Below are 12,157 nucleotides of genomic sequence, written 5' to 3'. Positions count from 1 at the left end.
AGTTGTTATACAACTATTAAGTTGTCGCTTTGGTGTTCAAGATTTCTTTGACTTGCCAGCGCTTGGTTTTACTCAAAGGTCTAGTTTCTTGAATCCGCACGCGATCGCCCACTTTGCATTTACTGTCTTCATCGTGAGCTTTGTAGCGTCGGGTTTTAACTACAATTTTGCCGTACTTGGGATGAGGAGCGCGGTTTTCCACAGCGACTACCACCGTTTTTTGCATTTTGTCGCTCACTACCAAGCCGACTCGTTCTTTGATTGCCATAATCTCCTATTGCTCTTCTGTAGTCGGTTGACTTGTGGCCCGTTTGCGTTCTGATTCTACGGTCAGCAATTGGGCTAGGCGATGTCGGGCGTGGCGGAATTGGTGAGGCTTATCTAATTGTCTTGTAGCTTTTTGTAAGCGCAACTGAAACAGTTGTTTTTTGACCGCGATAATTTCCTCAGCCAGTTTATCGTCACTTAATTCTCTAGCTTCTGAAATCTTGGGAAGAGGCATAACCTACTCCTGCTCCTGTGGTTGAGGACGCACAATAAACTTGGTTTTAATGGGTAGCTTATTGGAAGCTAGCCGCATAGCTTCACGGGCGATTTCTTCAGAAACCCCAGCGATTTCAAACATAATGCGTCCTGGCTTAACTACGGCTACCCAAAACTCTGGTGAACCTTTACCAGAACCCATCCGGGTTTCAGCCGGACGCATGGTTACAGGTTTATCGGGGAAAATCCGAATCCAGATTTTACCACCCCGACGGATGTAACGGGTCATTGCTCGCCGGGAGGCTTCAATTTGCCGAGAGGTAATCCAGGCTGGTTCTTGAGCTTGGAGCGCAAAATCACCAAAATTAATGTTACAGCCACGGTGGGCTAGACCTTCCATTCGTCCGCGTTGTTGTTTGCGGAATTTAGTTCTTCTAGGACTTAACATGACTAGGTACTAGGGATTAGGGATTAGGGATGAGGAATTAGGGATTAAAGACTGGGGTCTAGTATTTTCTAGCCTCTAGCCTCTAGCCTCTAGCCCCTATCCTTCATTAGATCGGTCTTCAAATTGCTGACGACGGCGCTGTTGTTGACGGCGACGAGGTTCGCGATCGCGTGTATTCGGTGCGGAGGGAGTTTCCTCTTGTCCAGGGATAATTTCTCCCTTGAACACCCATACTTTGATTCCTAGAATCCCGTAAATTGTTTTGGCTGTGCAGTAGGCGTAATCAATGTCAGCGCGTAAGGTATGTAAAGGTACTCTACCTTCGCGAGTCCACTCTGTCCGGGCAATTTCTGCCCCGTTGAGGCGACCACTGACTTGAATTTTAATGCCTTGGACACCAGCACGTTGAGCGCGCTGAATGGCTTGCCGGACTACCCGCCGAAACGAAACACGACGTTCTAATTGTTGAGCAATGTATTCACCAATCAAGTAGGCATCAGCATCAACTTTTTGTACTTCAACAACGTTAATGCGGATTTGCCGATTGCTACCCAAAAGTTCTTGTAGTCCGTTACGCAGTGATTCAATGCCTTGTCCACCGCGACCTACCACTACACCAGGTCTAGCTGTGTGTACTTCTAAGTCGATTTGGTCAGCTTTGCGCTCAATTCGCACTTCGGAAATACCAGCGTTGTTTTGCGCCAGTCTACCTAACTTTTTCTCTATGTACTGACGGAGTTTGTAGTCTTCTTGGAGAAGTTCTGGATAACGTTCGGGAATAGCAAACCAACGGGATTGATGCTCTTGTGTAATCCCCAGACGAAAACCAACTGGATGAATCTTCTGTCCCACAAATGCTTCCTCTAAAATTTCTGATCTTTACGCAATTTTTTTGCCTGGTAATTATTCAGCATCTGCACCAGCCGCTACAGCTAAAGTGATGTGACACGTGGGTTTGCGAATTTGGTAAGCTCGGCCTTGCGCCCTTGGTTGAAACCGTTTTAGGACTGGGCCTTGATCGGCATAAGCTTGAGTAATGACCAGGGTTGCCCGGTCTAAACCAGCGTTATGCTCGGCGTTAGCAGCGGCGCTTCTCAGCAGTTTCAATATTGGATCACAGGCTCTATAAGGCATGAATTCCAGGACAATTAGTGCTTCCCTGTAGGAACGTCCCCGGATTTGGTCGAGGACACGACGCACTTTGTAGGGAGAAATGCGTATAAAACGAGCGATCGCCTTTACTTCAGTAGTATCAGTTGCCATAATTTTCTCCTTGAGTCATTAGTCATTAGCTAAAGACCAATAACTAATAACTATCTCCCTGCTTTTTTGTCACTTTTACCATGACCTCTGTAGGTACGTGTGGGGGCGAATTCTCCCAACTTATGCCCTACCATTTGCTCGTTGACAAATACGGGAACATGTTGGCGCCCGTTATGCACAGCGATGGTATGACCTATCATCAAGGGCAGGATTGTTGATGCTCTTGACCAAGTTTTAATAACTTGTTTTTCGTTTTTCGCGTTCAGCTTTTCGATTTTACTGAGCAAGTGATCGGCCACGAAAGGACCTTTTTTTAGAGAACGACCCATAGTTCGATTTTGGATTGTGGATGAATAATTTCGGATTTTGAGCAATTAGGCTGACAAATTTGGGATTTCATCAGTAAACCTAATTTAAAATCCCAAATTGAAAATCTAAAATTCTATGACTGACGACCACCACGTCCACGTTTAGAAGATTTACGGCGACGACGCACAATCAATTTGCTACTAGCTTTTTTGGGTTTGCGTGTCTTGGCACCCAAGGTAGGTTTACCCCAAGGTGTTACAGGCCCTGGTCTACCGATAGGCGCTCTACCTTCACCACCGCCGTGTGGGTGATCCACAGGGTTCATCACACTACCCCTAACCTTGGGACGGCGACCTTTCCAACGATTTCTCCCAGCTTTACCTGCGCTCAAGTTTCTGGCGTCAGTGTTTCCGACTTGTCCAATGGTGGCGTAGCATTCCCGGCGAATCATCCGGACTTCTCCCGAAGGTAACTTGAGTGTTACATACTTACCTTCTTTGGCTACAACCTGGGCGCTAGCACCAGCAGCACGAACTATTTGTCCGCCCTTATCAGGTGTGAGTTCTACGTTGTGAACGGCAGTACCCAAAGGAATGTTGGAGAGCGGTAAAGCATTACCATCTTCAAAAGGAGCGTCAGCCCCTGCAATTACGGTTGTCCCAACTTTCAATCCATTGGGATGAAGAATGTAACGCTTTTCGCCATCTTCATATAACAACAGAGCTATGCGAGCGTTGCGATTAGGATCATATTCAACTGCTGTGACTTGGGCTGGAATGTTGCGCTTATCACGTTTAAAATCAATGATCCGGTAAAGTTGTTTGTGTCCGCCACCCCGACGACGGCTAGTAATCCGACCTTGGTTGTTACGACCTTTGGGACGGTGTACGTATACTGTTAGCGACTTTTCTGGCTTTGACTTGGTAATTTCGGCAAAGTCAGAGATGGTAACTTGACGCGTACTTGGGGTATAAGGGCGATAAGAACGAGTACCCATATTTTTATACCTCTGGGAATAGAACTTGTCTAATTTTGTCTACATCCCCAGGGGCTACAGTGATGATAGCTCGCTTGTATTGGGGCTTGTAACCAATAAATTTGCCGACACGACGCTGTTTGCGTGGTGGCATCATGGTATTAATTTTGACAATTCTGACTTGAAACAAGTCTTCAAGTGCCGCCTTAATTTGTGGCTTGCTGGCCTTGGGAGCTACTTCAAAAGTATATTTGTTTTGCTCCATGAGGATGGTCGCCTTCTCGGTGACTATTGGGCGACGCACTAAGTCGGCAAGGTTGCGGGGGTCAAACCTAGGCACTGTAGACCTCCTTGATCTTTTCTAGGGCTGATGCCGTGATGACAATCTTGTCAGCGTGCAGCAAATCATAAACATTTAGCTGGTCGGCTGCAATGACTTTTAAATTTTCAATATTGCGGGCTGACAAATAAACGTTATCTGTATCTACAATTGCCGGCAAAATTAACAGGGATTTAATTTCTGGTGTTGCTCCCCAGCGAGTTAGTGCTGCCACTAATTCTTTGGTTTTGGGGCGGGATAGTTCGTTGTTAAATTCTTCTACGATAATCAAATCGTCGGCGCGACTAACGAAGGCAGTTCGCAATGCTAAACGCCGTTCTTTACGGTTTAATTTCAAGTTGAAGTCTCTGGGTTTTGGCCCAAATATCACACCACCACCACGCCATAGGGGTGAACGAATAGACCCTGCACGAGCGCGACCAGTACCTTTTTGCCGCCAAGGTTTACGTCCACCGCCTCTGACTTCAGCACGAGTTTTTGTGCTAGCGGTTCCTTGACGAGCATTGGTCATTTGTCTTACCAAGGCCCGATGCACGATGTGAGATGCTGTTGATTCTTTGGCAACTTTCAACTCAAAAGTTGTCTCACCAACTTGCTCTCCTTGCCAATTTTTAACTACACTTTCAACCATTTTTTTGTCCTTTGTCTTTTATCCTTTACTTAGTTGTTGGTTGTCATTCGTCTTAATTTCTGTTGTTCGTTGTCATTTATCTTTAGTTAATGACTTAGATGACTAATGACTACTTCCCAACTCGCTTTGCAGGCAGAATATTGACTAAGGACCCTGGTTTCCCAGGAATGGCTCCTTTAATTAGCAATAAGTTGCGTTCCGGGTCTACTCGCACTACAGTCAACTTGCGAATTGTCACGCGCTTCCCACCTAAACGTCCTGCCATCCGTTTGCCTGGATAGACGCGTCCTGGTGTTGTACCAGCACCGATAGAACCGGGCGCTCTGTGGTTTTTAGAACCATGTGACATAGGCCCACGACCAAAGTTGTTGCGCTTTTGGTTGCCCGCAAAACCTCTACCGATACTGGTACCTACTACATCTACAATTTGACCTGCACTAAAAATATCTGCCTTAATTTCTTGTCCTAGAGCATAATCACTAGGATTCTCTGTATGATACTCATTCAGATGTCGTAATGCTGGAGCAGATGATTTGGCTAAGTGTCCCAGCAGAGGTCTATTGAGCGCCTTAGGTTTAACGTCACCATAACCAACTTGGATGGCGGCGTAACCGTCGGTCTGCTTCGTTTTAATTTGGGTAACAGTGCATGGACCTGCTTGAACGATGGTGACAGGAATCGATACTCCTTCTTCGTCAAAGACTTGGGTCATGCCCAGCTTGGTGCCGAGAATACCTACAGACACAGTTACTGGTTCTCCTTATATACTTGCTGGCTTTGTCTTGAAAACACCTTGATAGGTGTTGATTAAAATTAGACGAACCTTTGGGTTGGGAATAGCTGACGCTGTTCCACTTTTGCCGATACACAAAAAGCTGTGTCCTTACTGTTTGGTGAATCCGTTTACTTTCACTCACTTGGTCACCAAAACAGCCAAAAGAATCTTCCCATTGGGAAGAAATAACTTCTGGAATTAGGGCAATGCTTTAGAGCTTTGCGCTTTGTGCAGCAATGCTTTCGTCCAAGCAATTGCTTAGGCACTTTCCGGAGGCAGTGCTATGGCTGGGTTTTCCCACCTGATGCTACTGCCGTGCTTGTGTGGGACTTAAGTGACTTCTAGCCACTCAGTATCCTTTAACTAAGACTAAAACCAACATGGCTGCTCAGTTTTTGACACTCAACACAATTACCTTAAACTATAGTCTAAGATTTTCCCTGATTTTTCAAGGCTACCGGAGTGAATTTAGTCCGGAGTTGTTTGTTGGCTGTGGTTATTGAGCCATCAACTCTTTATTTAACCTTAAGGCTTTTCTAGTTTACCAGTCTCTGATCACTTTGAGCCAAATTAATCTCTTGCAAAAGTGAGTTACTGGCTGTGGTTAATATGCTATTAAAAATAGCACAGAGATGGTGGACTAATTGCTCAATAGGTCACAATCTAACATCATAAATCATCTACCTGGTTTTGTCGAGAAATTTTTCACAAGGGCTAGTATTGTTGGCACGGTACTTTTAAGAAAAATGGGCTTTCTGTCGGCGATACTTTAACCTAATGTGGGTTCAGGTGAATAATAGAGATATCTAAGTGGGCTAGGACGAAAACTTTATGGCACTAATTACCACTGGCAACGGTTTAATTCGCGATCTCGAAAAATTTGGCTCTCTTGGAGTTTATGTACCCCTAGAAGGGGGTTTTGAAGGTCGATATCGGCGCCGACTGCGTGCAGCTGGCTATGTCAATCTTCATATTACTGCTAGGGGACTGGGCGACGTAGCTGCCTATCTCACAGGAGTTCATGGAGTCAGACCACCTCATTTGGGTAAAAAAAGTACTGGTAGTGGTGCAGCGGTAGGGTATGTGTATTATCTACCACCGATTGTCAACTACAACTTAGAGCAACTGCCACCAAAGTCTAAGGGTTTGGTGTTGTGGATCATTGAAGGGCATATTCTTTCGGATCAAGAAGTTGAGTACTTAACAACTTTGCCCAGCTTAGAACCGCGAGTGAAGATAGTCGTTGAGAGGGGAGGCGATCGCGCTTTCCGTTGGCAACCTCTCAAAGATACCTACTCTGCTAGTTATCAAGCTGTTTAATCAGTGAAAATTTGGGCGATCGCCACTGCTAAAACTTACTCAAGGTGCGATCGCCCATTTTACAGACAATTACAGTTAAGAATCGGCATACTGTAAAAGGGAGACTAATGTAGACTACTCCCAACTTTCCCAAGCGTGAAGGTGATCAAGCGAAAATGAGACGTAAATCTACTGGTAGATCGGCTACTAATTCTAAGCCTCCTGCTATCCAATCTTCTTTATTTAACATCTCTACCATCGCTATTTTGGCTGGGGTGCTGGTTTTAGGAATTGGCATTGGCATTGCTTTTAGCTCCACAACTACTTTAACTCCATCAAATGTGGCTTCTCGTGAATTCATTGATACTAAAGCCCCAAACCCTGAAATTTGTGTGCAGTTTGGCGCTAGTGCAATGGTGATGGATGCTAGATTGTTTGTCACTCTCAATCCATTTAATGTCTACGTTGCTCAACCAAATATGCGTCCTGGGTGTGTCCTGCGCCAAAATAACTGGGCAATTTTAGAGCAACGCAAGCTTGTGTCATCTAGCCAAGTTAGAGAATGTCGAAATCGTTTAAATACTTTTGGCTTTACAGGTAGCTTGGACAGCGAGAATCCTGATATTAGATGTATTTATCAAAATGAAGCAGCTCAAAACTTCTTCACGTCTCAACCAGGTGCAGTCTCACAACCCCAAGAAACAGACAGATTTTAGTGAGAAACTAGGGGTGAGAGGCGTTTAGGTTAGTGTTTTTACTTAGTAATCTAGGTTGACAATTAATACTAATTTGCATTTCCAAATGTAAGTGAGAAAAAATTTTCCCCATTCCCTAAAAAAGTAAGGGTTAGGCCGAAGATGAATGCATTTATATCAGTTGGGTTTGGGAAGGGGTTGACCAAACTCAATTACATCTACACGAGGTTCATCGAGTAGAGAGTTGGGGGTTGTGGGAATGGGAAAATCAAGAGTTGTTCCAGGAGGAATGTTATTGAAATTACCGGGTTGATTAGGGAAAGTGGCTGGAGGTAGAATAGAACCGGGTACTTGAGAAGAGTTGTTGGGAATCAGGGGCGGTACAGTGACAAAAGGTTGCTGGGAATTATTGTTTATTGGAGATAAGGTACTGGGTAACTGGAGATAGTTACTAGTAGGGTAGCCCAGACTTGGGGTTAAATTATTGGGTAAGGACTGGAAATTTTCCGGTTGTGTAGGGGGAGTATATTTAGTAATCGTAGGACGTAACACCCAGCGCGTGGGGTTTTGTTGGGAAACTGGTTGCAGTTGTACTTTGTTGGTATCTATAAAGTTACCGGCGGCCAAATCCAAAACAATCCGAGTTACAGTCTCATTTAATTGGGCTACACGAATCCTTTGAATTGCTCCCACGTAATTTTGTGTTGTAGGCACATAGCCTAACTTGGTATCTGGCAAATCCACAACTAAACGAGGCGGTTCGGGGAGATAGAAGTATTGGGGAGTTGTACCTGCTGAGAGGGTAATTTCTAATCGCACAGCCTCTGGGTTAAAGCGCCAATTATTTAGTCTTGCTACTGGTGCAGCAGTACTACTGCCTGTTTGCAGGGCAATGAATGCATACAAGCCAAGCAGACGTTGACTCCATTGCAAAGATTGCTTAATTGCTAGTTTTTTGTACATTATTACTAATAGGTAATGAGGTAATAGTTTTTCTAGGAAAAATAAATAATTACTAAATTTTCAGTAATCTCTACGATATTCCAGGGATATATTAACAAAAAAAATCTGAGGTTATAGGATAGGAAATATTATGAAATATTTATGATATAGCACAGAAATTTACAGACATTGCATTTTCACAAGAATGGTATAGCCAGTTATGTAAAAATTTATCTTGACATCTAAAAATCCCTGGCTATAGTTATGATAGTGTTTCTCAAAATATACTAAATTTATCATCTGCATAGTTTTATTTGAAATTAATTTTGCAGATGTCATTTTTGATGTTAAATATACCTTTATTCATTATTTATAAATATATGTTTGATCTAAGGTTAATTGTTAATGAAAATAAACATAAATAACCACGATTTATCTAGACAAATTATTGAAAAAATATCCCAGAAAATAAGAGACTTTATCCCATCTATTACTGGAGTTTTATTTTTATTAAGTATCTGGCATTTATTAAGTTTAAGTCCTAATACCTTACTACCTTCTCCGCTAGAAGTTGTGAGCAACACATGGGATTTAATTAAAAATCCATTTTTTGATCATGGAGGACATAATAAAGGGTTTTTCTGGTTAATTTTAGCTAGTTTAAAAAGAGTTGCTGTAGGCTATTCTTTTGCAGCAATATTAGGAATCCCCATTGGTTTCATTATTAGTCTAAACAATTTTTGTAGAAAAGCAATTAACCCTATTATTCAATTACTGCGTCCTGTAGCTCCATTAGCTTGGCTGCCTATGGCACAAGCAGTATTCCTCAAACCAAATCCTTCAGCTATTTTTGTGATTTTTATTACTGCTATTTGGCCAATAATTCTCAATACTGCTTTGGGCGTACAGCTTATACCAAAAGATTATATCAATGTCTCCAAAATATTAGGTTTATCAATATTTGAAAGTTTCTGGCAAATTTTATTACCTGCAACTCTGCCTTATATATTTACAGGGTTAAGAATTGCTATTGGTTTATCTTGGTTAGCTGTTGTAGCAGCCGAAATGCTACTTTCTGATGATGGAATTGGCTTTTTTATTGTTGATGCTTACAACAATGCTAATATCCATGAAATTATCTTGGCAATTGCTTATCTCGGTGGAGTTGGTTTAGTTTTAGATAAAATTATGGCTTATGTTTCTACCAAAGTAACTCCTCAAGAATAATTTTGGTTGAAATAAACAATCCGCGGGAAACATACACGTCAAACATACACGTCAAACATACACGTCAAACATAAAGGACATACTGTGTCTAGTTTTGTGGAAATCAGGGGTATAGAAAAAGAGTTTACTCTCCAAAATGGAACATATAATATTGTTCTTCAAGAAATTAATTTAGATATTAAACAGGCCAATTTTGTCTCTCTTATTGGACATTCTGGTTGTGGCAAATCTACCTTACTAAATATAGTCGCAGGGTTAGAAAAAGCAACGAGAGGACGGGTACTAGTTGATGGTCAATTGGTTAAAAAACCTGCCCGCGATCGCATGGTAGTGTTTCAGAACTATTCTCTCTTGCCTTGGCTGACTGCTTGGGACAATGTGGCGTTATTTGTTAATAAAGCAATGCCTGATAAATCGAAACATGAACGCCGACAAATTATTGCCTCTCACCTAGAAATGGTGGGATTAAAAGATGCTGCATCCAAGAAACCAGGGCAACTTTCTGGAGGGATGAAACAGCGCGTTGCATTGGCGAGGGCTTTAGCAATTCAGCCCAAATTACTGCTATTAGATGAGCCATTCGGGGCATTAGATGCTTTAACTCGCAGTTCTTTACAAGTAGAGTTGATGCGAATTTGTGAGGCATATCATATCACAACAATTATGGTGACTCATGATGTAGATGAAGCGTTGTTACTTTCTGATCAGATTGTCATGTTGAAAAATGGCCCTGCTGCAACCATTGGTCAAATTTTAGATGTACCTTTTAAACACCCGCGTTCTCTAGAAATTAAAAATTGTTCAGAATATCATTTGCTCCGCCATGAACTGATGCAGTTCTTGCAGAACCAAGAACAAGCTAAACATATGAAAATCTGACATGGCAAAATTTCATAGACGAAAATTCATTGCTACTGCTGGTGCAGCTGCTTTAACTCATAGCTGCACCAGTCGTTTAGCTTCTCATGTCATGACTAGTCAGTTGCATTACAGTATTTATGCGAGTCACGTCGATACACCTGAAGTCACCACCGCCACCCTAGGCTTTATTCCCGTAACGAGTTGTTGTCCTGTGATTATTGCCAAAGTTAAGGGATTTTTTGCTAAATATGGGATGCCTGATGTTCGCGTTGTCAAGCAGCCTTCCTGGGCTGTTATGCGTGACAAATTGATGTTAGGCGCTGCTAATGATGGTTTAGATGGTGGTCATTTGCTGTTTCCCATGACTTATCTCATGGCTACAGGCGAAATTAGCTATGGGCGAAAAATCCCCATGTACATCTTGGCAAGACTGAATGTAAATGGACAGGGGATATCTGTTGCTAATACCTATAAAGATTTAAATTTAGGTCTTGATAGTTCGCCTTTAAAATCAATTTATGCTCAAAAAACCCTAGTCGGAGAAACTGTACGTTGTGCAGTTCCCTATCGTCGGGTGACAGGCGATTTTTTTATGCGCTGGTGGTTAGCTTATGGTGGTATCGATCCTGACAGAGATACATCAGTAATTGTGGTTCCTCCACCCCAGATGGTTGCAAGTATGCGGAGTGGAAGTATGGAAGCCTTTTGTGTGGTTGATCCTTGGCATCATCGGTTAATTAAACAAGGGTTTGGTTATTCAACTGTCACAAGTGGGGAATTGTGGAATAATCATCCAGAAAAAGCCTTGACAGTGCGGGCTGAATGGGTGGATAAGTACCCTAAGGCAGCGAAGGCACTTCTGGCGGCTGTGATGGAGGCGCAAATTTGGTGTGATCAGCCAGAAAATAAAGCAGAACTGTTTGAGATCATGTCACAACGGCAATGGATAGGTGTAAAAAGTGATTTGATTTGCGATCGCCTGTTAGGCACAATAGATTACGGTAATGGGCGTGTAGTGAAAAATAGCCCTCATGCTATCAAGTACTGGCGGGAAAATGCTTCCTACCCTTTCAAAAGTCACGACTTATGGTTTTTAATTGAAGATATGCGTTGGGGTAATCGTTCCCCTAATTTTGAAACAAAACCCTTAATTGATGCCGTTAACCGTGAAGATTTATGGCGAGAAGCGGCTAAATTCATTGGTCAAGAAGCCGCTATCCCAGCCAGTACATCCCGTGGTGTAGAGAAATTTTTTAATGGCTTAGAATTTGACCCAGAAAATCCCCAAGCTTATTTGAATGCACCCAAGATGAGATGAATGAGTTTTTAAAGGTTCGTAGTGAGGACTTTAGTCCTCCTCTCTTTGAGACGCCAAACCATAAGCAAAGCTCTTTCAAACAAGAGCTATCACCACAAATTTGTACATAACTCTAAGTTTTCACCCCAGTCTACCCTTGCCGGACTCAATTGTCATGTCTCTCCTAAAAGATTTTTCAGTAGGGGTTGTAGTCCCGATACTTTATTTGCTATACTTGTTAAAGTCCATACAAAAAAAAGCAAGTATACCAAGTTGTGTAATATGTGTGTATGGATTGATTTAGTAATTAAATATAGTTACTCTTCTGCGGGCGTAGTTTAGTGGTAAAACTATAGCCTTCCAAGCTATTAATGCGGGTTCGATTCCCGCCGCCCGCTTAATCGTTAAAACCCCTGTAAAGTAACTTTTATAGGGGTTTTTAGTTTTTTACATCACCATATGTACTAGTACTCATGTTCCAACTGAAATAAACATTTGGAGTAGTTTAAGACAATTTGGTTGTAGCGAACATATGTACTAAATAACACTAAAAATTATCTTAACGGGTGACAAGAAGGCTAAACAGCTTGTTTAATAAGGGATAGAGCCTG

The 12,157-nt window shown here is 42.4% G+C and carries 16 protein-coding genes and 1 tRNA gene; 6 read left to right on the top strand and 11 right to left on the bottom strand.

All coding sequences use genetic code 11. From position 1 onward, the window contains the following. Window positions 1-16 precede the first annotated feature (16 nt). The 10 genes from rpsQ to rplC all read right to left on the bottom strand — a co-directional run bounded on the left by rpsQ (window position 17) and on the right by rplC (window position 5,195). The gene (gene rpsQ, locus ACM0OS_RS07130) at window positions 17-268 is read right to left on the bottom strand and encodes a 30S ribosomal protein S17 (RefSeq protein ID WP_414542470.1); all 252 of its coding nucleotides are present in this window, start codon (window positions 266-268) and stop codon (window positions 17-19) included. A 6-nt stretch (window positions 269-274) separates the two neighbouring features. Continuing rightward, complete coding sequence (gene rpmC, locus ACM0OS_RS07125) at window positions 275-502, bottom strand: 50S ribosomal protein L29 (protein ID WP_414542469.1); 228 nt, start codon at window positions 500-502, stop codon at window positions 275-277. Window positions 503-505: 3 nt separating this feature from the next. After that, window positions 506-931: a 50S ribosomal protein L16 gene (rplP, locus tag ACM0OS_RS07120; RefSeq protein WP_414542468.1), complete on the bottom strand. Its 426-nt coding sequence runs from the start codon at window positions 929-931 to the stop codon at window positions 506-508. A gap of 96 nt (window positions 932-1,027) precedes the next feature. After that, window positions 1,028-1,783: a 30S ribosomal protein S3 gene (rpsC, locus tag ACM0OS_RS07115; RefSeq protein WP_414542467.1), complete on the bottom strand. Its 756-nt coding sequence runs from the start codon at window positions 1,781-1,783 to the stop codon at window positions 1,028-1,030. Window positions 1,784-1,834: 51 nt separating this feature from the next. After that, window positions 1,835-2,194: a 50S ribosomal protein L22 gene (gene rplV / locus ACM0OS_RS07110; protein ID WP_414542466.1), complete on the bottom strand. Its 360-nt coding sequence runs from the start codon at window positions 2,192-2,194 to the stop codon at window positions 1,835-1,837. Between the two features lie 50 nt (window positions 2,195-2,244). Further along, window positions 2,245-2,523 (bottom strand): 30S ribosomal protein S19, encoded by a 279-nt coding sequence (gene rpsS, locus ACM0OS_RS07105; protein ID WP_200989454.1) that lies wholly within the window; start codon window positions 2,521-2,523, stop codon window positions 2,245-2,247. Window positions 2,524-2,636: 113 nt separating this feature from the next. Further along, a complete protein-coding gene (gene rplB, locus ACM0OS_RS07100; RefSeq protein WP_414542465.1) occupies window positions 2,637-3,500 on the bottom strand; it encodes a 50S ribosomal protein L2 in 864 nt (287 codons plus the stop codon). A 4-nt stretch (window positions 3,501-3,504) separates the two neighbouring features. Continuing rightward, window positions 3,505-3,819, bottom strand: a complete 315-nt coding sequence (locus ACM0OS_RS07095) for a 50S ribosomal protein L23 (RefSeq protein ID WP_414542464.1) — start codon at window positions 3,817-3,819, stop codon at window positions 3,505-3,507. Beyond that, on the bottom strand, window positions 3,812-4,450 hold the full coding sequence (rplD, locus tag ACM0OS_RS07090) for a 50S ribosomal protein L4 (RefSeq protein WP_414542463.1): 639 nt from the start codon (window positions 4,448-4,450) through the stop codon (window positions 3,812-3,814). The genes ACM0OS_RS07095 and rplD overlap by 8 nt, the downstream gene beginning before the upstream one ends. 109 nt (window positions 4,451-4,559) lie before the next feature. After that, on the bottom strand, window positions 4,560-5,195 hold the full coding sequence (rplC, locus tag ACM0OS_RS07085; RefSeq protein WP_414542462.1) for a 50S ribosomal protein L3: 636 nt from the start codon (window positions 5,193-5,195) through the stop codon (window positions 4,560-4,562). Window positions 5,196-6,056: 861 nt separating this feature from the next. On the opposite strand from rplC, the gene ACM0OS_RS07080 reads away from it, so the two are divergent. Further along, window positions 6,057-6,545, top strand: a complete 489-nt coding sequence (locus tag ACM0OS_RS07080; RefSeq protein WP_414542461.1) for an NAD(P)H-quinone oxidoreductase subunit N — start codon at window positions 6,057-6,059, stop codon at window positions 6,543-6,545. A 155-nt stretch (window positions 6,546-6,700) separates the two neighbouring features. After that, window positions 6,701-7,240 carry a DUF3172 domain-containing protein gene (locus tag ACM0OS_RS07075; protein ID WP_414542460.1) on the top strand — a complete coding sequence of 180 codons (540 nt, stop codon included), beginning with the start codon at window positions 6,701-6,703 and terminating at the stop codon, window positions 7,238-7,240. Window positions 7,241-7,396: 156 nt separating this feature from the next. On the opposite strand, the gene ACM0OS_RS07070 is transcribed toward ACM0OS_RS07075, so the two are convergent. Next, entirely contained in the window at window positions 7,397-8,182 is a 786-nt protein-coding gene (locus tag ACM0OS_RS07070) for an AMIN domain-containing protein (protein WP_414542459.1), read from the bottom strand. A gap of 384 nt (window positions 8,183-8,566) precedes the next feature. Between ACM0OS_RS07070 and ntrB the strand changes: the two genes are divergently transcribed. The 4 genes from ntrB to ACM0OS_RS07050 all read left to right on the top strand — a co-directional run bounded on the left by ntrB (window position 8,567) and on the right by ACM0OS_RS07050 (window position 11,944). After that, entirely contained in the window at window positions 8,567-9,388 is an 822-nt protein-coding gene (gene ntrB / locus ACM0OS_RS07065; RefSeq protein WP_414542537.1) for a nitrate ABC transporter permease, read from the top strand. Between the two features lie 84 nt (window positions 9,389-9,472). Further along, on the top strand, window positions 9,473-10,267 hold the full coding sequence (locus ACM0OS_RS07060; protein ID WP_414542458.1) for an ABC transporter ATP-binding protein: 795 nt from the start codon (window positions 9,473-9,475) through the stop codon (window positions 10,265-10,267). Window position 10,268: 1 nt separating this feature from the next. Beyond that, window positions 10,269-11,567, top strand: coding sequence for a CmpA/NrtA family ABC transporter substrate-binding protein (locus ACM0OS_RS07055; RefSeq protein WP_414542457.1), 1,299 nt, complete (start codon window positions 10,269-10,271; stop codon window positions 11,565-11,567). A gap of 306 nt (window positions 11,568-11,873) precedes the next feature. Next, window positions 11,874-11,944, top strand: a tRNA-Gly gene (locus ACM0OS_RS07050). The last annotated feature ends 213 nt before the right edge of the window (window positions 11,945-12,157 follow it).

The sequence above is a fragment of the Nostoc sp. CCY0012 genome, assembly GCF_963920855.1.
In the GTDB taxonomy this organism is placed as follows: domain Bacteria; phylum Cyanobacteriota; class Cyanobacteriia; order Cyanobacteriales; family Nostocaceae; genus Cyanocohniella.
Note: the sequence above shows the minus strand (reverse complement) of the source record. Positions and strands in the feature narration are given on the sequence as shown.